Source organism: Pseudomonas kairouanensis, assembly GCF_004682055.1.
Lineage (GTDB): Bacteria > Pseudomonadota > Gammaproteobacteria > Pseudomonadales > Pseudomonadaceae > Aquipseudomonas > Aquipseudomonas kairouanensis.
In genome coordinates this window covers 1-20,094 of sequence record NZ_QUZU01000020.1, presented here as the reverse complement: position 1 = coordinate 20,094, position 20,094 = coordinate 1, and the positions used below count along the sequence as shown (strand labels likewise).

Here is a 20,094-nt window from a genome sequence, read left to right as displayed (position 1 = left end):
GGGTGTTGGTTTGAGTCAAGCCTTATTGTTTTTTCGACGTTCCTGCAGCATGCATAACTTGAGGGCGCTGCGTTGAAGTGCATCCATCATCAAGTCCGCCAGATACTGTTGCCTGCATTGCGGGCAGAGCATCTCGGCGGCGGTGGACACCAGATAGGAGGGTTCGTCCGTCGTCGGCTCGAAGGGCTGTTTACATTGGGCGCACTGGCCGTTCGCTTGTAGACCAGACATCTTCGATTCCTCCCTGAATTAAAAGCTCACTCACGATCCATGATGAGGTGAATGATTTCAACAAAAAAAAGGAGGAGTTTCAAACAAGCGATTAATTGATATTAAAGTGCCAATATTCGAGTTTCAAAGGGAAGGCGTGCGCATGACTGTCGGCAGGTGTTACGACAGACGCGTCCGCACGCCTGATCTGGCCCGCTCAGGCTTCGAGCTTTTTGCTGCGTGCTTTTCGCGTTGTGGAGGGGGGCGCCGCCTGGCGCTTTGATTGGACCGGTACAGGCTGCGTAACACTGCTTTCGATCGTGCCCGAAGAGCTATCTATTTGCCCGGGCGTCAGTTCGTCTCTGGCTTGCAGCCAATGCAAAAAATCCTGACCGTCAGGCTTACCTTGTTGTTCCCAAATACGGTAGGCGGTGAGTCGAATCGTTTCTTCGTCCATCGTGGTGCTCCTGTTCCAGTTTAAAAACGCTAGGAGTGAATGAAGCTGCTTACAAACTCAGCCTTGATGACCGGTAGTTCGATCCCATGGATCAAGCCGGCTGTCATGGCTTGTTGCGGGTCGAGAATGCGCGGCGCCGCGATCAGGTACTTTTCTGTTTCGAGTTTTTCCCTTGCATCCCGGGTACGCTCTTCGACGATGCGCGCATACAACTGCAAGTCGTAGTCAAGGCTCATGGCGTATTCGGACATGCGCGAATGGTCGACGGCGCCTTGCACATGCCAATGAAACGGATGAAACAGAAATTTACTGTGCTTGCACGCCGTCCTGCGCTCACCGGCCAGAAAGATGATATTGCCCATCGACTCCACGGTGCCCAGATTGTGGGTGTGCACCGCGATCGGCAGCGCCAGCAGGAAGTTGTACATGGTAAAACCGTAGCTGCATTCGCCGCCCATAGTGGCGATGTTCACTACCAGGCCCGAAGCCTCTTGCTGAACGGCCAACGAGGCTTTTTCGATAAGTTGGCTGCAGGTAGAGGCGGTGACCGGCCCGGTAAAGTTAATGACGTGTAAAGGCATGGTGTCCTCCGTCCATCAAGGCAGGGGAGCACGGCTCCCCTGAATCAAGCACATTAACCATTGCGTCCGCCACCATGGCTGTTCTGGCCGCCTTTACGACCAGCTTCCGCGGCTTTCTCACGGTCGTTGGCAAAGTTGCCGCCACTGTTCTGGCCGCCTTTGCTACCTGCTTCGGCGGCGCGCTCGGGATCATTCTTGAAATTGCCCCCGCTGTTCTGGCCGCCTTTGCTACCGGCCTCGGCGGCGCGCTCGGGATCATTTTTGAAATTGCCGCCGCTGTTTTGGCCACCCTTGCTTCCGATCTCTTGATAGAACTCTTTGTCATGGGAAGCCGAAGTTGCATCGCCGCCTTTTTTACCGGCTTCGTTGACGCTCATTTGATTTTGCTTGTCGTTAGTAGTCATTTCAGTAATCTCATCGTTATGTCGTTGATATATATTTCATCTCGATCTACAGGCACCTAAATACTGATGGTCGCTCAGGTTATAAATGCCTTTCGCACAGCGGTAGTGTTTGCGACGCATCGACAGTCGCTTCAGCCAGTTCCACGACGCGCTGATGTTCGTAACAGGGCAATGTGTTCGCGCGTTGGCTTTCCCCCGCGTCAGTTCGCACTTGCGTGCTCGGCTGGTGAGGCAAAACGCTTCGCTGATAGCCTGGTAATGCACGCATGCTTAGTTCTCCTTTGCTATTAACAGAAGGGGCAGCATTGCTGCCCCCTTGTGACCACGCTTACTACTTGCGGCCGCCGCCATGGCTATTCTGGCCACCTTTACGGCCAGCTTCCGAAGCCTTTTCGCGGTCATTGGCAAAGTTGCCGCCAGATGCCTGGCCGCCTTTCTTTCCCGCCTCGGAGGCTTTTTCGTGATCGTTGGCGAAATTACCTGGGTTTTTATTACTGGTCGTCATAATGCTACTCCAACTGTAATTGAGGTTTCGCTTACGCCCGTTTATTGCAACGGACATAGTTTCCGATAAGGGCGACCGTCTAAATGTTTCGAGATTTTTTAAAAAGGACGATGAACGGTCTTTGATTGAGAGAAACTTGTACAGATGCGCGATGTTCGCGCCGCTTCGTATAAGTTTTTACTTTAGGTGGGGCGGGAGTGATATTAAATTAATAGCAATGGTTGCCGCTTCGCTTAGTGTCGAAAATGCTTTTAATTGAGGGCTCTTGTACGGGTCGACTACCGAAAATACATCACGGAGGTTTAGACGCTTTATGCCAAATATATAGGTATGAAACAGACTGATCGTGGGGCGGGGCTGGCCAGGAAAGCGGAGGCTAGCAAATGACCTGAAGCTCGCACCAACCCCTCGAACCGCCAATAATGGATTTGATTAAAGAGTAACGCCCCGTCAGCTCATCTACCCGCCGACGCGCAGCATTCCGCGAGCGCGTGTTGAGCTCTTTTCAGCGGCCCGATACTGTCCCTTGACGATGGTCAATCGGCACCTACCAAGGCACGGCTGCGGCCTACCTGTTTTTGCAGGCAACGCTGACCCAGATTTTCGGCAAGCGAGGTTTCGGCCAAAATCGCCTCTTCACGAAGTGCTGTCTCCAGCGCCTCCAAATGCCGCGCAAGTATTTTTAACGATCCGCTCAAATTGGCGGGATCGAAAGGAATTTTACCATTAGCAATCAGAACCATCGCCAGGTCCCAGGCGCGCTGAGAATTTTTCATCATGCAATCTCCTTTTCGCGCCTGGCAACTTTTCCACCGTCGGCGACCACGCTTACGGTGGGCAATGGAAAATGCTTGTTGAGCACGCCAAGATGGTCAATCGCTTCACGGAAAAGCGCTTCGGCTTTGCCGCGAAGGCGCAGATATTCATCAAACATTTCGCTATCAAAATCAGGCTGTTCCAGCAGGTCGAATGCGCTGCGGCTTAGGGCATTGGCCTCGTTGAAAAGCTTCTGATTCTGCTCCATGGCCAACTGGCGGCAGGCCATCATTTTTGCGTCGATGTCGTTGTGTTGCATGGCTTGAATCCTTCATCAGCAGGTCTCTGTATAACTGTGTGACCCGCTTGCAAAGCCCGTGTATCAAAATGGTTTTCTCTGAAATATCGATTAATTCAACGATTCAGTTTGCCTTAAATTATCGTCTTTTTAGATGGAGCTACGCGTTTAACCACCAAGGGCCCGTCTTATCTCTACTGAGAAAGTCTCAACTAACGACGTAAGCAACACAATTTTTCGATCAGAACAATCAACGAATCGTGGACGACCGGTTTGCTCAAATGACTGGTGAAGCCCGACTCAGCCGCCTTTTTCTGATCACTGCCGGCCCCATAGCCTGTGAGTGCGATCGCGGGAACCTGACGCAGATGACCTATCGTACGCAGCTTGCGCATCAGCTCATGGCCATTCATTTTCGGCATGCCAATGTCCGAAATGATCAAGTCGTACTGTGCATCGCGGGCCGTTTCCAGCGCAGTCTGTGGGTCATTGAAGGCGCTAACCTGGGCGCCTTCCATCTCCAGCAGCAAATTCAGCACTTCAAGCACCTCGGCAGAGTCATCCACCAGCAACACCTTGACGCCATGCAGGCGTTCATCCGCGTCCTGTTCAGCGTCAGAAAGTGGCAGATGATCCTGTTGTTCGCACAGCGGCAGCCATATCGAGAAGGTGCAGCCAAAACCCAGCCCCTTGGAATGGACACTGACCGAGCCTTCGTGAGCCTCAACCAGTTGGCGTACCAAGGACAAGCCTATCCCCAGGCCCTCGCGCTGATGCGTCAGATGTTGGTTTTCTGCCTGCCCGAACAGGTCAAAGATCTTCTCCAGGCTGTCATCGGCCAGGCCGATGCCGCTGTCGATTACGTCCAACTGGGCGCGCCCCTCCGAGCGGCTCAGCACCAACTGCACCTGACCGCCCTCCGGGGTGAATTTCAGCGCGTTGTTGACCAGGTTCCAGATCACCTGCTCAATGCGCGTCGGGTCGACATCAACGATCAGTGATGCATGATCCGAAGGCGTTTGCAGCGTCACCTGACGACGATGCCCGTCGGCGAGCACTACGCCATGGATATCCTGCAGGGTACGAATCAGATCAACCTGTTGTTTTTTCAACTTGAGCTTGCCCGTGCGAACCCGGGCGACATCCAGCAGGTCGTCAATGATCCGCGCCTGGCTGGACACGGCCTCGCAGATCGTATTCACGGCTTTGATCGCCGAGCCCGCCGCCTTGGTAGCGGGCAAGCGACGCAGTAACTCCGCGTTCAGTTGGATCAGATTCAGTGGATGTTTGAGTTCGTGAGACATCACCGCGAAAAACTCGTCCTTGAGATGGCTCTTCGTCTGGGTCTCCATCAGGCGCTGGCTCTGCTCATCCTGGGTGCGTTTGTGGCCGGTGAGGTCGCGGGCGATCTTGACGTAGCCCTGCAAGCTGTCGCTCTTGAGCAGCGTGACCTCACCGCTGCAGTAGAACCGACTGCCATCCTTGCGCACATGCCAGCGCTCATCTTCACCGCGACCATGTTCGCGGGCCGCGCGCAGCTCGCTCTCCGGGACACCGGAGGAGCGGTCCTCCGGTGAAAATATCAAGTCGTAATAGGCGCCCAGGACTTCGTCCTTGGTGTAGCCGAAGATCAGTTCTGCTCCCGTGTTCCAATCGGTGATGGCGCCGTGGTCATCAAGGATGATGATTGCAAAGTCATGGGTACTCTCGGCCACCAGTCGCATGCGCTCTTCGCCCAGGCGCAGTTCCTCTTCGGCCTGGCGCCGCTTGGTGATATCGATGAAGGTCAGCACCGTACCATCGATGTGATCCTCGCTGGAGCGGTAGGGCAACAACCGCGCGATGTACCAGCGGTTGTCCTTACCGCTGATTTCCCGCTCGATCATACTCAGCGATTCAAACACCGTCGCAGCGTCTTCGGTGATTTCCGGGTAATCCAGGCGGTGGGTGATGTCCATCAACGAGCGTCCAGTGTCCACCGGGAGCATGCTGAATATATCGGTGGCGCGGGGCGTGAACCATCGGATGCGCATATTGCGGTCGACGAATACGGTGGCGATGTCGGTGGAGGCGATCAGGTTGGTCAGGTAGTCATTGACCTTGTCCGTCTCTTCTACCTTGGTTTTAAGTTCATAGTTGACGGTCAACAGCTCTTCATTGATCGACTGCAGCTCTTCCTTGCTGGTTTCCAGCTCTTCGGTGGCCGAACGCAATTCTTCGTTGACCGCCTGCATTTCTTCGTTGGAGGCCTTGAGTTCTTCGCTTGAGACTTCCGACTGTTCGATGGTGTCCTGCAAGTGCAGCTTGGTGCGTTGCAGCTCCTGCTCCAGGTTGCCCATGATGGCGTTTTCAGCATGGCTGACGGCAGTGGAATCGGTCTGTTGGGGGTCGAAAGGGCTTTCCTGGAAGATCACCAGCACATAGTCGCTTTCGGTCGCGTCATCGCGGTAGGGGCGGGCGGTAATGTCCACCATGAAGGGGGCCTGCTCGCGCTGAACGCGGATCTTGCGGGAGGTCACAGGCATGTTCGATTGCTGGACCTGAAAGAGTGTGGTGCGGATGTCGAGGCGCAGGTCGGGATGAACCAATGCCAATAGGTTATGCGTTATCTCGCCAGCCACATAACGCAGGAACCGCCCGGCACCTTCGCTCATGTGCAGGATCTGCGCGTGGATGTCGATTATAACGCTTGGCGGTGCGGCTTTCTCCAGAGCCCGCAGATGAATATCCGCGAATGAAACTTTGTTAGGGGCCTTATTTTCGAGCGCAATCGACGGGGCGCTTGGGCGCAAGTAGCCGCCTCGCGGAATGGTCGGGGCGCGGCGAATGCCTGAGGATCCGGCACGCACCCGAAAAATGCGGTTTCGTTTGTCGACCGGCACAAACAGGTCCAGGCAGCCGTCGGCCGACTCCGAGGATCCAAGGAACAGATAGCCACCGGGGCGCAGCGCAAAGTGGAACATCTGCAGGATGTCGCGCTGCACTTCGCGGTCAAGATAGATCAACAGGTTGCGGCACACGATCAGGTCGATCTGGGAGAACGGCGGGTCGGCCAGCAGGCTGTGTTTAGCGAACAAAACCTTCTCGCGGATTTCTTTACGTACCCGATAGTGCTGGTTTTTTTCCTTAGCAAAATACTGGCGCAAGCGCGGCGGCGGTACGTCGGTGATGATCGCCTCGGGGTACACGCCGTTGCGGCCGTGGGTGATTGCGCGCTCGTCGATATCAGTTGCAAAAACCTGCATTTTGGCGCCGCTGGCATCCAGCGCCAGTTGCTCGGCCACCAGCATCGCGAGGCTGTAGGCTTCTTCGCCGGTGGAACAGCCGGCCGACCAGATGCGCACTTGTTCACGGTGCGGCACGCTGTCTTCTAGCGATTTCACCAGGTTGGGTATCACGTCACGTTCAAGCGCTTCAAAAGCCTCGCGGTCGCGGAAGAAGTTGGTCACGCCGATCAGCATATCGCCGAGCAGGGCCTCGGTTTCGTCTGGATGCCCCTGGAGGAAATTATAATAGGCCGCGAGGTCCGGCTGGGCGGTTACTTGCAAGCGTCGCTCAATACGGCGCAACACTGTGGCACGCTTGTAATGCTTGAAGTCGTGCCCGGTAATGGCGCGTAGCTGAATCAGGATGTCCAGCAGTAACTGCTCGGCCACGGCTGCATCGCGTTCGGTTGCGGGCGGGGTGGTTTTGATTTCGGGATCGTCGGCGGTGGGCAGGATGATTGACTGAGCGTTGCGCCACAGCTCCAGCAACTTCTGGGGCATTTCCACCACGGGAAGCACGAGATCGGCCATTTGCGTTTCGATGGCAGCCAATGGCATACCATCGAACTCTGCATCTTCCGGGCTTTGTACCAAAGTGATCCCGCCTTGCTCCTTGATCCGAGACAGGCCGACCGCGCCGTCCGCTCCGGTCCCTGAAAGGATCACGCAAAACGCCCGTTCTTTATGCGCATCTGCCAAATCGCGAAAAAACAGGTCGATGGCTATGTGCGAGCCGCCCTCGCGGGTTGATGGGGATACCGCTAAATAGCCATCATTCATCTTCAAATGGTGAGCAGGCGAGATGACGTACACCTGATTTTTTTCGATGGGCGTCGTGTTATTGACCTGTGACACCGGTAAGCGGGTCGACTCCTGGATGATCTTGTCCGCCACGCTTTGATGATCAGGAGACAGGTGCAGAATCACCACGAACGCCATGCCGCAGTCTTTGGGCATATGCTCAAAAAACGCTTTTACTGCTTGCAGCCCGCCCGCGGACGCGCCAATCCCAACCACCGGAAAGTCCAAGTCACTGGGGATCAGATCCTTGCGTTGCGGAACGTTAGGGGACCGCAGGGGGGCAGACTTCATAAGTACCAACCTTGGTTAACTGCGCACGCAAAGAGCGTGGAGGAAAAAAAATTAAGCGAGGGCGAGGCTTGAACCGAAAGTGAAATATAGCGGAAAACCTGGGTTCAGAAGAATGCCTCGAATCGCTAAACCTATAAACCTTACCTTGCGGTTGAGGCACGCCACCTTCAGAAGGTTTATTCATTCTGACCAATGGCACTGCCGCGCCTGAACGGTCATCTGATTTTTTCGAAATTCATCTGAACTTACCCTCCCGGCCGACCCTCGCAAAAAGTAATCACAGCCAGGAGGGAGCCCCATGAACAGTTATCCAAAACCGCCATTCAAGACCCAACAGCAGCCCGTACCCGGTGAACAGCGCAAGATGGATCCAATTCCCGATTGCGGTGAGCAGACCTACAAAGGCTCGGGCCGCCTCGCCAACAAAGTAGCGTTGATCACCGGGGCCGACAGCGGCATCGGGCGTGCGGTGGCCATCGCCTTCGCACGCGAAGGCGCGGACGTGGCGGTCTCCTATCTGGATGAGCATGAAGACGCCAAGGAAACCGCGCGGTGGGTCGAGGCGGCGGGTCGTCAATGCCTGTTGCTACCCGGTGACCTGGGCAACGCGGATCAGTGCACGGCGATCGTCGCTGACACCGTGGAGAAGTTCGGACGCATCGATGTGCTGGTCAACAACGCGGCGTTCCAGATGACCTACGAAAGCCTGGAAGACATCCCCGACGAGGATTGGCTAAAGACCTTTAACGTTAACGTCACCGCGATGTTTCGCATCTGCAAGGCCGCGCTGCCGCACATGGCCGAGGGCAGTTCGATCATCAACACCAGCTCGGTCAATTCCGATGCGCCCAACCCCACGCTGTTGCCCTATGCGGCGAGCAAAGGCGCGATCGCCAACTTCACTGCGGGCCTGGCGCAGATGCTCGGCAAACGCGGTATTCGCGTCAACAGTGTGGCGCCCGGGCCAATCTGGACGCCATTGATCGTATCGACGATGACCGAGGAGTCCGTCAAGAACTTTGGTGGCAATACACCGCTCGGGCGCCCCGGCCAGCCAGTCGAAGTCTCGCCCATCTATGTGCTGTTGGCGTCGGATGAGGGCAGTTATATCTCCGGTGAACGCTACGGCGTAACAGGTGGCAAACCCATTCTTTGAATGAAGCGAGGCATTCGATGACGATGACAGTAGGCGACTTTCTGGTTGACCGGCTCAGCCAATGGGGCGTTACCCGAATCTTCGGTTACCCGGGTGACGGTATCAATGGCGTATTCGGCGCGTTAAGCCGGGCGCAGGCCAAGATCGAATTCATTCAGGCCCGTCATGAGGAAATGGCCGCGTTCATGGCGTCGGCCCACGCCAAATTTACGGGAGAGCTGGGCGTTTGTATCGCGACTTCAGGGCCAGGAGCCTCGCACCTGATCACCGGGCTCTATGACGCGCGAATGGACCATATGCCGGTGCTGGCGATTGTCGGGCAGCAGGCGCGGGCGGCGCTTGGGGGGCATTACCAGCAGGAGCTGGACCTGGTGTCGATGTTCAAGGATGTGGCAGGGGCAATTGTGCAGCAGGCTACGGTGCCATCCCAGGTGCGTCACTTGGTGGACCGGGCCGTACGCACTGCGGTCGGTGAGCGCCGAGTGACGGCGATCATCCTGCCCAACGATTTGCAGGAGGCGGCCTACGAACCGCCCGCCAGGGCCCACGGCACGGTGCACTCGGGGGTGGGTTATTCAAAACCGCGAGTGGTGCCGTATGAGGCGGATCTACAGCGCGCCGCAGACGTGCTGAATGCCGGTGAGAAAGTTGCGATTCTCGTCGGCGCAGGGGCGCTGGCGGCCACCGATGAAGTCATCGCCGTCGCCGAAGCGCTTGGCGCCGGGGTGGCCAAGGCGTTACTCGGCAAGGCTGCAGTCCCTGACGATTTGCCCTGGGTTACCGGCAGCATCGGCCTGTTGGGCACCGAGCCCAGCTACAAGCTGATGACCGAATGCGACACCTTGTTGATGATCGGCTCGGGTTTTCCTTACTCAGAGTTCCTGCCCAAGGAAGGCCAGGCCCGTGGGGTGCAGATTGACCTGCAACCCGACATGTTGAGCCTGCGTTATCCCATGGAGGTGAATCTGGTGGGCGATGCCGCCGAGACCCTGGCTGCGTTGTTGCCGTTGCTCACCCACAAGACTCAGCGTAAATGGCGCAAAAAGGTCGAGGGTTGGTGTGCTAGCTGGGAGAAAACCCTGGAGAAACGTGCCCTGGCAAAAGCCAAACCGATCAACCCGCAACGCGTGGTCTACGAGCTGTCTCCACGCCTGCCCGACCACGCCATCATCACCAGCGATTCCGGGTCCTGTGCCAACTGGTATGCCCGCGACTTGAAGATCCGCCGTGGCATGCAATGTTCCCTGTCCGGTGGCTTGGCGTCCATGGGGGCTGCCGTGCCGTACGCCATCGCCGCCAAGTTTGCGCAGCCGCAGAACACCGTGATCGCGCTGGTGGGCGACGGCGCGATGCAGATGAACAACATGGCCGAACTTATCACCGTGGCCAAATACTGGCGGCAGTGGCAGAGCCCTAACTGGATCTGTGCGGTGTTCAACAATGAAGACCTGAACCAGGTCACTTGGGAGCAGCGCGTGATGGAAGGCGACCCCAAGTTTAAGGCTTCGCAAACTATTCCTGACGTGCCGTATCACCTGTTTGCTATTTCGCTGGGGCTGAAGGGGATTTTCGTCGATCGCGAGGAGGATGTGGCTGCGGCCTGGGGACAGGCGTTGGCCTCGGATGTACCGGTGCTGATCGAGTTCAAGACCGACCCCGACGTGCCGCCACTTCCCCCGCATATCAAACTGGAACAGGCCAAAAAGTTCGCCACCACGTTGCTCAAAGGCGACCCGGATGAAGCCGGGGTGATTGTGCAAACCGCCAAGCAAGTACTGGCCAGCGTTCTGCCAGGAGGCGCAAAAAAATAACGAACGCCTGCGCACCCGCGCAGCCAAAGCGTTAAGGACATGGACATGAGAATCCGGCAATGACGCAGATCTTCAGGCGCTCCGCCGATACCTGGATGCGCGTAGGACTGTTGCTGCTGATCGCCGGGCTCTCGGGAGGTTTGCTTGTGGCGTTGACTCTGGACAGCACCGACTACCGCACCGGCCGTAACTGGGTGGTCGAGCAGCCATTGCCCTTCAGCCATGCCCACCACGCGGGCGAACTCAAGATCGACTGCCGTTATTGCCACAGCGCGGTGCAGTCCTCCGCGATGGCCAGCCTGCAACCCACCGAAACCTGCATGAGTTGTCATTCCCAGGTATGGACACATACCGATGTGCTGGAGCCGTTGCGCAAGAGCCTGCGTGAACTTGAGCCCCTGCATTGGCAACGCGTCGCCAAGCTGCCCGACTACGTGTATTTCCATCACGGCGTCCATGTGAACGCCGGCGTCGGCTGCAGTGAATGCCACGGTCAGGTCGACCGCATGCAACTGATGTTCAAGGCGCAACCGCTGAACATGGGCCAGTGCCTGGCCTGTCACCGTGACCCGGCGCCCCATCTGCGTCCCCTGGAGCAGGTCACCAATATGCAGTGGAAGCCTTCCGAGGACCGTCGCCAGTTGGGTGAGCGCCTGATGACCGCGCGGCACATCGATACCCGGGGCCTTACCGACTGCGGGACGTGCCACCGATGAGTAAGCCGCTGGACTTCTCCGTTTTGCGTGAACAACTGGCCGGACTTGAGGGGCAGGCTTATTGGCGCGGGCTTGAGGCGCTTGCCGAGTCCCCTGACGCTCAAGCACTGATAGAAGCGGAATTTGCAGGTGTGGCGCCTCTGATGGATCGACGGCGTTTCCTGCAGTTGATGGCGGCGTCTATCGCCATGGCGGGGCTGGCCGCCTGTGGCAAGACCCCGGAACAGGCGGTGACGGCGGTCAGTCAGCCGGTCAACCTGACGCCAGGCGTGCCGGCCTGGTACGCCACCGCCATCCCGTTTGGCGGTGTTGCCCAGCCCGTGTTGGGCAAGACCGTTGCAGGCAGACCGATCAAGCTTGAAGGCAACCCGGACCATCCCGTCTCGGGCGGCGCCTGCGATGCTTTTACTCAAGCGGCGATCCTGCAACTCTATGATCCGGACCGTTCCCAGGCGCCGCGTTTCAAAGGCCGCGAAGCCAGTTGGCCGGATGTGCGCGCGGCGTTGGCCCATGAGCAGCAGGTGTTGGACAGCGCTCGTGGCAAGGGCTTGCACATCGTCTGCGGGGCCAGCAGTTCACCGACCCTCAAGCGCCAGCTCGACCAGTTGCAACAACGCTGGCCTGAGGCGCGCCTGTACCATGGCGAAGCCTTTGCCGAGACGGCCGCCCTGCGAGCCAGCGAACGCGCGTTCGGTCAGCCATTGGCCGCGCAGGTTCACCTGGAACAGGCCGAGGTTCTGGTGTGCCTGGAATATGACCCGCTGGGCAGCGGTCCGTATCAGACGGTGCTCCAGCGCGGCTGGGCTGAACGCCGCCGCCAGGCAGCGAACGGTGAGGGCGCCGCGTTGGTGTTCGTGGCTGAAAGTGTTCCGAGCCTCACCGGCGCTGCCGCCACCGCGCGCTTGCCCACGGCGCCGTCGCAGTTGCCCGGCCTGCTGCTTGCGCTGGGCCAGGCGCTGGGCCAGGACCTGCCCGGAACGCCGCGCCTGAACTCGGCGCAACGGCAGTGGGTGCAGGACGCCGTCGCTGCGCTCAAGGCCCACCCTGGGCGCGGCCTGATCGGTATCAGCCAGCAGGCGTCCGAGGCGTTGCAGGCGCAGGTCATGCAGCTTAACCAGCGCTTGGGGCACGCAGGCCGAGCGTTGGACTGGCAGGTGCCGTGGTTATTGGGTTACGAGCCGAATCAATCGTGGGGTTCGCTTGCGCAACTGAGTCAGGAAGCAGTGACTCATTTGCTGATACTCGACTGCAACCCAGTGCTAAATGCCTACATGCAAGATGTGCTGCCCCAGGCGCCATTTCGCTTGCATGCAGGGCTCTACTACGACGAAAGCGCCGCGCAGTGCCATTGGCACCTGCCGCTCAATCACGCCCTGGACGGTTGGAGCGATGGCCGCGCGGCGGACGGCAGTGTCTGCATCGTCCAGCCGCTGATCGAACCGATGTATTCGACGCGCACCTTGCATCAGGTCCTCGAGTTGCTGATGCACTCAACCGAGGCCGATGCCTTGGCGCTGGTGCGCGCAACCTGGGCGCATATCGCGCAGCAACAATGGCGCGAGGCATTGGCCAATGGCTGGATTGAACCGGCCCCAGCGCCAGTCAAGGTGGAGGAAATGACGCCAATTACCCTCGCGGCGGCCGACGTCGGCGAAGGATTAGAGGCCGTAATCCGCCCCGACCCGACCGTGTGGGACGGGCGTTTCGCCAACTCCGGCTGGCTGCAGGAATTGCCCAAGCGCATCAGCACCCTGACTTGGACCAATGTGATCGGGCTTTCGCCACACCTGGCCGAACAGTTGGGCGTGAGCAACGGCGACGGTATAGAGGTAACACTGGCGGAGCAGACCGTGCGCGGACCGGCCTGGGTTGAACCCGGGCAGGCCGACCAGGTCATTGCCTTATACACCGGCTACGGTCGCAGCCACGCCGGGCGCGTCGGTGATGGCCTGGGTTACGCGGTGAGGCCCACTGAGCAATTCTCCGTCAGTGCCTCCCTACGAAGCACCGGCGAGCACTTTCTCTTGGCGGCCACCCAGTCACATCACCGGTTGCCGGAAGCGCAGGAACCGCCCATCCGTGTGGTCTCACGCGCCAAACCACAACTCGCAACCCAGGCCATTCCCGCGTCGCTCTACAGCCCGGTGGCCGACAGCGGCCCGCAGTGGGGCATGGTCATTGATCTGGACCTGTGCACCGGCTGCAATGCCTGTGTGGTGGCCTGTCAGGCCGAGAACAATATTGCTGTGGTCGGCGCCGAGCAGGTCGGCCAGGGGCGCAGCATGCACTGGCTGCGCATCGACCATTATTACCAGGGGCCGTTGGAGGCCCCGCGTTCGCGCTTCCAGCCATTGCCCTGCATGCACTGCGAGCAGGCGCCCTGCGAAACCGGCTGCCCGGTCAACGCCACCGTGCATAGCCGCGATGGCTTGAACCAGATGGTCTACAACCGCTGCATAGGCACACGCACGTGCGCCTCTTACTGCCCGTACAAAGTGCGACGCTTCAATTGGCTGGACTGGAGCGCCGACGCCGCGCCGTCGATTCAGGCCCAACGCAACCCCGAGGTGACGGTACGCTCCCGCGGCGTGATGGAGAAATGCACGTACTGCATCCAACGCATCAGCAACGCCCGCACGGACGACAAGCAACACGGCGACGATTTCGACCCCTCTGCGGTGATCACCGCTTGCCAGCAAACCTGCCCCAGCCAGGCCATCCAGTTTGGCGACATCAACGCCCCCGCCAGCGCTGTCAGCCTCGCACGCCGTGATCCCCGCCATTACCGCTTGCTGGAAGCCCTCGGCACCCGGCCGCGCACCAGTTACCTGGCGCGCATCGAGGAGGAGGGCGCCGGCGATGAAGGCTGAGCCGCTGCTGCACGCCACCGGGCATTTCCTGCCAAAGGATTTGAGCGACCAGCAGGTGTCGCGGCAGGTGTTCGGGCCATTGCAGCAGTTCCCCCGGCGCGTTGCCTGGCGCTGGATGTTCGGTGTCGGCCTGGTGTTGTTGCTGGTGTACCTGGGCTCGGTCGTCGTGCTGCTGGGCAATGGCGTGGGCATGTGGGGCAATAATCAGCCGGTGCATTGGGGATTTGGCATCCTCAACTACATCTGGTGGCTGGGGATCGGCCACGCGGGCACGTTTATCTCGGCCTTGCTGTTGCTGATCGAGCGGCCCTGGCGCCATACCCTCAATCGGCTGGCGGAGCTGATGACGCTGATGGCGGTGATCTGCGCCGCGCTATACCCGATCCTGCACCTGGGCCGTCCCTGGCTGTTCTACTGGACCATGCCCTACCCGAATGAAATGGGCTTATGGCCGCAATTCAAAAGCCCGACGGCCTGGGACATGTTTGCGATCCTGTCGTACCTCACGGTGTCGGTGCTGTTCCTGATGGTGGGCGCCATTCCGGATTTTGCTAGCGCCCGTGACCGGGCCAGCACGCTGCTGCGCCAGACGGTCTATGGCTTGCTGGCGCTCGGCTGGCGTGGGTCGCAACGGCATTGGGCGCTGTGGCGGCGCACCACGCGGGTGCTGGCGATCCTCGCGATACCGCTGGTGTTTGCGGTGTCGAGCGGCTATTCGTTTTTGCTGACCATGGGCACTCAGAGCGGTTGGCATTCAACCCTGTTTCCCGCCTATTTTGTGGCCGGGGCGGTGTTTTCCGGGTTCGCCCTGGTGGCGCTGCTGGCGATTGCCGTGCGCTGGTTGCTGTGCATCCAAAGCCTGATCACCCCACGCCATCTGGACATGCTCGGGCGCCTGTTGCTGGCCACCGGCTGGATGACCACCTATGGGTACCTGGCCGATCTGTTCATGCCGTTCTACAGCGGTGACGCTCATGAAATCGAGGTATTGCTTGCGCGCATCAGCGGCGCGCATGCCTGGAGTTTCTGGTTGGCGATCGTCTGCAATGTCGGGGTGCTCCAGGCGCTCTGGTGGCGAAACGTGCGCCAAAGCCCGCCGCGATTGGCACTGGTGGCGCTGGCCGTACTGGTGGGGATGTGGGCCGAGCGTTTCATGCTGCTGATCCCGCCGCAGATGCGTGATCTGCTGGTTTCCAGCTGGGGCGATTTCACGCCGTCCCTGTGGGACTGGACGCTGTTTATCGGCAGCTTCGGGGTGTTTCTGGTGCCCTATAGCCTGTTTCTGCGCTATGTGCCGATGGTCTCCGCGTTCGAGGTCAAGCAGGCGCTGCATCAGGAGCGCGGCGATGGCTGAGTGCCTGGGTTTACTCGCGCGGTTCCCGGCGCCCCAGCCCCTGGTGGATGCCGCCGTGTGCGCGTGGGACCTGGGTTATCGGCGGCTGGATGCCTTCGCGCCGTTTGCGCTGGAAGCCTTGGAGCCGGTATTGGCGGTCGACGCCAGGCGAGTAGGGCGCATGGCCTGCCTGGGCGCCGGACTGGGCATCGTCCTGGCGCTGGTGATGCAGATCGGTTCGGTGTGGGCCTATCCCTTGAACATCGGCGGGCGACCCTTGGTGGCGTTGCCTTCATTCGCCGTGGTGACGTTTCTGTTTGCCGTGGTGTTTGCAGCTATGGCAGCCGTGTTGACGTTGTTGCTGTGCAGTCGTCTGCCGCGCTTGCATCATCCGTTGTTCGGCGTCGAGGGGTTTGAAGGGGCCAGCGATGATGGGTTCTTCTTGTTTATCGATGCGCGCGACCCGCTGTTTGACGCACACCAGACCCACGCCTGGCTGGCCGAACGCGCGCAGAGCGTGCAGCAAGTGGCGCCATGAATGCCTGGCCATGGGCATTGAGCCTGGTGCTGCTGTGCAGCGGCTGTGATGACATGTCACGCCAGGCCAAGGTACTCGAACAGCGCGCCGGCGCGTTGTTTGGCAATGGCCTCAGCAGTCGCCAGCCTCCCGCCGGCAGTGTGGCGCGCGGGCAACTGCAACGTGAAGCGCTGGCGCGCCAACGGCCGGCCCTGAGTGCGGACTTGCTGGCACGTGGCGAGGCGGGCTATCAAACATTCTGCACGCCGTGCCATGGCCTGGGCGGGCTCGGCGATGGGCTGGTGGTGGGTCGTGGTTTTCCGGCGCCGCCGTCGTTTATCGAACCGCGGTTGCTGAACGCCTCCGATGACCAATTGATGCAGGTGATTGCCGACGGGCGAGGCTTGATGTACGGCTACGCGTCGCGCATTCAGCCCGATGAGCGCTGGGCGATTGTCGCCCACTTGCGTGTGCTGCAGTTGAGCCAGCACGCCGACCTGCAAACGCTGCCGCCGACTGTGCGCCAGGCCTTCGAGGAGTCCGGCCAATGAGCCGGTGGTGGTTGCTGGCTGCCGCCATCGGCCTTGCCGTGCTCGGCGTATGGCAGCCTGCCTGGGTCGGTGCGGGCACCCTGGCGGCAGCGGTCAATGGCAGCAATATCGCGCTGGGTTGCCTGCTGCTTGCGTTGCTGACGCCTCTGGTCAGCGGTCGCTGGCAGCCTTTGCTGGATCCCGGCAGTCGCTTGGGTGCAAGCGCCGTGTTGCTGATCATCCCGATGCTGTTGCCGGTGCTCGTCACGATGCCCTGGGTGTACCCCTGGTTCGATCAGGCGGCCCCGGGCTTTCGTGGCCTGTGGTTATCGCCGTGGTTTTTTGTGCTACGCACTCTGGTGTACGGCGGGCTTGCCTGGGTGGTGCACGGCTGGGTGGGCAAGCGCAGTGCGGCGGGGCTGATCCTGTACGCTCTGGTGGCGAGCCTGGCCGCCGTGGACTGGCTCATGTCGTTGCAGGCGGGGTTTGTCTCCAGCGTGTTCGGCCTGTTGTTGATCGCCCGGCAACTGCTCGACGGCCTGGCCTTTGCCGGGTTGTGTGTCTTGTGCTGGAACGTGGTGCTGCTGCCCGCACGCCAGTGTGTGCTGTTGCGCGGTCTGCTGGTAAGCGCCTTGGCGTTCTGGATCTACGTGCAGTTCATGCAGTACCTGATTATCTGGTCGGTGAACCTGGCACATGAAACAGCCTGGTACCGCGTGCGCGAGACGGGTGCGTGGGGCGCACTGACGGCGCTGGTGATCGCCGGGCAACTGGTGTGCCTGGTGATGCTCGCGTCGCCATGGGGCGGGCGAATGAATGTGTTGACGTGGGGCTGTGGGGCGATCCTGTTGTTGGGGGTTGTCGAGTCGATGTGGATCAGCCTGCCGTCGATTTTTCCCGACGCGACCCTTGGCATGCTCCTCACCGCGGTGCTGTGCCAGGGGGTGTATGCCGCGGGCTTGTTTGCCGTGTGGCGGCGGCAGTGGCAAAGGAGGCGTCATGACCGCTGAATACCAAGCCAACGATTTTGACGGTAAAAAAGCCGCCCGGGTAATGGTGCTGTTGGGTGTGGCCATAGCCCTGAGCCTGGGCGGCGTGGCCTGGTTGTTGAGCGGATACCGTCAACAGGTGCAACAACCGCCGATGAGCACACTGGAACGCCAGCGCCTATTGCCGCCTGAGCCGCGTCTACAAGCTGATCCCCGGCAGGAGGGTGAGCGGCAACTGGCCCGCCAGCGTCTGCACCTGGACAGTTATGGCTGGGTCGACCGTGAGCATCACATCGTGCACCTGCCCTTGGCACAGGCCCGGCAATTGCTGCTGGAGCGAGGATGGCCTGATGAGCATTGAGCGCCTGCTGCTGGTCGTCGCACTGGTGTGCTGTTGGCTGCCGCAAGCGGGCGCCGCGCAGCCATTCGACCCCTTTACCGCCGCCGGAATCGACACGGCACACGTCGGCCGTTCCTTGGCGCTCGACAGTCGCTTCACCGACCAACAGGGCCGCTCCGTGCGTCTGGGCGAGCTGCTCAACGGCCAGCCCACATTGCTGGTGCCGTTGTACTACCGTTGCCCGAACGTCTGCGGGGCGGCGCTCTCGACCCTGTTCAGCCAACTGGCCAACCAGCCTTATCGCCTGGGCCGTGACTTCCAGGTGATCGCCTTCAGTTTCGACCCCCGCGAAGACGTGGGCGCCGCCCGGGAAGAGCTGGCCAAGCTCAGCCAGCATTGGCCAGCGCTGGCTGACGAACCTGGCGTGCACCTGCTGACTGGCGATGCGTCGGCCAGCCAGGCCTTGGCGGACTCGATCGGCTTCGGCTATCGCTTCGACCCGCAACAGCAGCAATACGCCCACAGCTCGGCAGTCGCGGTGGTAACGGGTGACGGGCGCCTGTCGCGCTGGCTCTACGGCCTGGGCTATCAGCCCAGCGACCTGCGCCTGGCATTGACCGAGGCCGGGCAGGGCAAGTTGGGGGCCATCAAGGAACAACTGTTATTGCTGTGCTACCACTACGACCCGCAGAGCGGCACCTACAGCAGCCGGATCATTTTGCTGCTGCAAGTGGCAGGTGTGTCGACGGTGCTGGTGCTCGGCCTGCTGATTTTGCGGGCGGTGCGGCGCGAACGTCGGGAGGCGCGATGAACGAACATTTTCTGCGCCTGTGGCCGGCGCAAGCCTCGGATTACGCGGTATCGGTCGACTGGCTGGTGATCGGCTTCACCGCCATGATGGCGCTGTTCGTGGTGCCGGTGTTCGTCGCGCTGTGGGTGTTTATCTGGCGCTATCGGCGCGGCCGTCCCGCCGACCGCGACCATCGCCCGCAAAGTAATCTGCCTATCGAGCTGGCCTGGATCATCTTGCCGTTCATAGGTTCGCTGGTGGTCTTCCTGTTGTCGGCGCGGCTGTTTTTCATCGCCCGCACGCCGCCGGAGGATGCGCTGGAAGTGCAGGTCACCGCGCGCCAATGGATGTGGAAATTCCAGCACCAGGGCGGCCAGCGGGAGATCAACACCCTGCATGTCCCGGCCCGGCGCCCGGTGAAGTTGACCATGATTTCCGAAGACGTGATCCACAGCCTGTTTTTCCCCAGCCTGCGTATCAAGCAAGACGTATTGCCGGGGCGCTACAGCATGTTGTGGTTCCAGGCCGAACACAGCGGCACCTACGAGGTGTATTGCGCCGAATACTGCGGCACCGACCACGCGGCAATGCTGGCGCGCCTGGTGGTGCTCAACCCCGCCGATTACGAGCACTGGCTGGCAGACAACGGCAGCAGCGCCGACCTTGCCCGTCAGGGCGAGACCCTGTATCGCCAATACGGTTGCGCCAGTTGCCACGACTCAGGCAACGCGCCGCCGCTGGCCGGGGTGTTCAACCGTTCGGTGCAACTGGCCGACGGCAGCCAGGTAAAAGCGGATGAAGCCTACCTGCGCGACAGCATCCTGTTGCCGCAAAAACAGTTGGTAGCCGGCTACCTGCCGATCATGCCGACCTACAGCAATCTGTTGGATGAAGAGGCCGTGCAGCGGCTTGTCGCTTACCTGCGCGAACTTGCGGAGAAACATCAATGAGCCAACCCAGCTATTTGCATGCACAGGGCCTGCGGTCATGGTTGCTGACCCGCGATCACAAACGTATTGCGGTGCTGTACATGCTCACCGTGACCTTCTTTTTCTTCACCGGCGGGCTGGCGGCGAGCCTGATCCGCATTGAACTGGTCACGCCGGAAGGGGATTTGCTCACCGCCGATGGCTACAACCGCGCGTTTACCCTGCACGGGGTGATCATGGTGTGGTTTTTCCTGATTCCGTCGATTCCGAGCGTGTTCGGTAATTTCCTGGTGCCAATCATGATCGGTGCCAAAGACATGGCCTTTCCGCGCCTGAACCTGTTCAGTTGGTACTTGCTGCTGGGTGGCGGCCTGTTCACCTTGCTGGCGCTGCTGCTCGGCGGGGTGGACACCGGCTGGACCTTCTACACGCCGTTGTCGACGATGTTCAGCAACGGCCATGTGGTGGCGGTGATCTGCGGCGTATTCATTGCGGGGTTTTCGTCGATCTTCACCGGCGTCAATATCATCGCCACCGTGCATAC

Annotated in this window: 20 protein-coding genes; 12 read left to right on the top strand and 8 right to left on the bottom strand. The window is 60.1% G+C overall.

The features are described 5' to 3' along the window. Positions 1 to 15: 15 nt before the first annotated feature. The 8 genes from DYL59_RS16755 to DYL59_RS16720 form a co-directional block, all read right to left on the bottom strand. Entirely contained in the window at positions 16 to 231 is a 216-nt protein-coding gene (locus DYL59_RS16755) for a hypothetical protein (protein ID WP_027616401.1), read from the bottom strand. Between the two features lie 196 nt (positions 232 to 427). Next, positions 428 to 667, bottom strand: a complete 240-nt coding sequence (locus DYL59_RS16750; protein WP_135290150.1) for a DUF2934 domain-containing protein — start codon at positions 665 to 667, stop codon at positions 428 to 430. A 29-nt stretch (positions 668 to 696) separates the two neighbouring features. Further along, the gene (locus DYL59_RS16745; protein WP_027616403.1) at positions 697 to 1,248 is read right to left on the bottom strand and encodes an ATP-dependent Clp protease proteolytic subunit; all 552 of its coding nucleotides are present in this window, start codon (positions 1,246 to 1,248) and stop codon (positions 697 to 699) included. A gap of 53 nt (positions 1,249 to 1,301) precedes the next feature. Continuing rightward, positions 1,302 to 1,652: a con-10 family general stress protein gene (locus DYL59_RS16740; protein WP_027616404.1), complete on the bottom strand. Its 351-nt coding sequence runs from the start codon at positions 1,650 to 1,652 to the stop codon at positions 1,302 to 1,304. A gap of 331 nt (positions 1,653 to 1,983) precedes the next feature. Beyond that, positions 1,984 to 2,157, bottom strand: a complete 174-nt coding sequence (locus tag DYL59_RS16735; protein ID WP_027616405.1) for a con-10 family general stress protein — start codon at positions 2,155 to 2,157, stop codon at positions 1,984 to 1,986. Between the two features lie 536 nt (positions 2,158 to 2,693). Next, positions 2,694 to 2,936 (bottom strand): hypothetical protein, encoded by a 243-nt coding sequence (locus DYL59_RS16730; protein WP_034103399.1) that lies wholly within the window; start codon positions 2,934 to 2,936, stop codon positions 2,694 to 2,696. Continuing rightward, entirely contained in the window at positions 2,933 to 3,232 is a 300-nt protein-coding gene (locus DYL59_RS16725) for a hypothetical protein (protein ID WP_027616406.1), read from the bottom strand. The genes DYL59_RS16730 and DYL59_RS16725 overlap by 4 nt, the downstream gene beginning before the upstream one ends. 191 nt (positions 3,233 to 3,423) lie before the next feature. Continuing rightward, positions 3,424 to 7,569: a CheR family methyltransferase gene (locus DYL59_RS16720; RefSeq protein ID WP_135290149.1), complete on the bottom strand. Its 4,146-nt coding sequence runs from the start codon at positions 7,567 to 7,569 to the stop codon at positions 3,424 to 3,426. 298 nt (positions 7,570 to 7,867) lie between these two features. On the opposite strand from DYL59_RS16720, the gene DYL59_RS16715 reads away from it, so the two are divergent. The 12 genes from DYL59_RS16715 to DYL59_RS16660 all read left to right on the top strand — a co-directional run. Then, a complete protein-coding gene (locus tag DYL59_RS16715; RefSeq protein ID WP_135290148.1) occupies positions 7,868 to 8,725 on the top strand; it encodes an SDR family oxidoreductase in 858 nt (285 codons plus the stop codon). A gap of 17 nt (positions 8,726 to 8,742) precedes the next feature. Then, on the top strand, positions 8,743 to 10,536 hold the full coding sequence (locus tag DYL59_RS16710; RefSeq protein ID WP_135290147.1) for a thiamine pyrophosphate-requiring protein: 1,794 nt from the start codon (positions 8,743 to 8,745) through the stop codon (positions 10,534 to 10,536). Between the two features lie 59 nt (positions 10,537 to 10,595). Then, positions 10,596 to 11,252, top strand: coding sequence for a cytochrome c3 family protein (locus DYL59_RS16705; protein WP_135290146.1), 657 nt, complete (start codon positions 10,596 to 10,598; stop codon positions 11,250 to 11,252). After that, the gene (locus DYL59_RS16700) at positions 11,249 to 14,122 is read left to right on the top strand and encodes a TAT-variant-translocated molybdopterin oxidoreductase (RefSeq protein WP_135290145.1); all 2,874 of its coding nucleotides are present in this window, start codon (positions 11,249 to 11,251) and stop codon (positions 14,120 to 14,122) included. The genes DYL59_RS16705 and DYL59_RS16700 overlap by 4 nt, the downstream gene beginning before the upstream one ends. Further along, entirely contained in the window at positions 14,112 to 15,476 is a 1,365-nt protein-coding gene (gene nrfD / locus DYL59_RS16695; protein ID WP_135290144.1) for an NrfD/PsrC family molybdoenzyme membrane anchor subunit, read from the top strand. The genes DYL59_RS16700 and nrfD overlap by 11 nt, the downstream gene beginning before the upstream one ends. Then, positions 15,469 to 15,993 carry a DUF3341 domain-containing protein gene (locus tag DYL59_RS16690; protein ID WP_033865883.1) on the top strand — a complete coding sequence of 175 codons (525 nt, stop codon included), beginning with the start codon at positions 15,469 to 15,471 and terminating at the stop codon, positions 15,991 to 15,993. The genes nrfD and DYL59_RS16690 overlap by 8 nt, the downstream gene beginning before the upstream one ends. Next, positions 15,990 to 16,523 (top strand): c-type cytochrome, encoded by a 534-nt coding sequence (locus DYL59_RS16685; RefSeq protein ID WP_135290143.1) that lies wholly within the window; start codon positions 15,990 to 15,992, stop codon positions 16,521 to 16,523. Before DYL59_RS16690 ends, DYL59_RS16685 begins: the two co-directional genes overlap by 4 nt. Next, on the top strand, positions 16,520 to 17,512 hold the full coding sequence (locus DYL59_RS16680) for a hypothetical protein (RefSeq protein WP_135290142.1): 993 nt from the start codon (positions 16,520 to 16,522) through the stop codon (positions 17,510 to 17,512). Before DYL59_RS16685 ends, DYL59_RS16680 begins: the two co-directional genes overlap by 4 nt. After that, a complete protein-coding gene (locus DYL59_RS16675; protein ID WP_135290141.1) occupies positions 17,502 to 17,852 on the top strand; it encodes a hypothetical protein in 351 nt (116 codons plus the stop codon). The genes DYL59_RS16680 and DYL59_RS16675 overlap by 11 nt, the downstream gene beginning before the upstream one ends. Further along, positions 17,842 to 18,642: an SCO family protein gene (locus DYL59_RS16670; protein WP_135290140.1), complete on the top strand. Its 801-nt coding sequence runs from the start codon at positions 17,842 to 17,844 to the stop codon at positions 18,640 to 18,642. The genes DYL59_RS16675 and DYL59_RS16670 overlap by 11 nt, the downstream gene beginning before the upstream one ends. Next, positions 18,639 to 19,571 (top strand): cytochrome c oxidase subunit II, encoded by a 933-nt coding sequence (gene coxB / locus DYL59_RS16665; RefSeq protein ID WP_065946790.1) that lies wholly within the window; start codon positions 18,639 to 18,641, stop codon positions 19,569 to 19,571. Before DYL59_RS16670 ends, coxB begins: the two co-directional genes overlap by 4 nt. Further along, positions 19,568 to 20,094 (top strand): cbb3-type cytochrome c oxidase subunit I (locus DYL59_RS16660; protein ID WP_193557557.1); only part of this gene is annotated, 527 nt, incomplete at its 3' end. The genes coxB and DYL59_RS16660, both read left to right, overlap by 4 nt.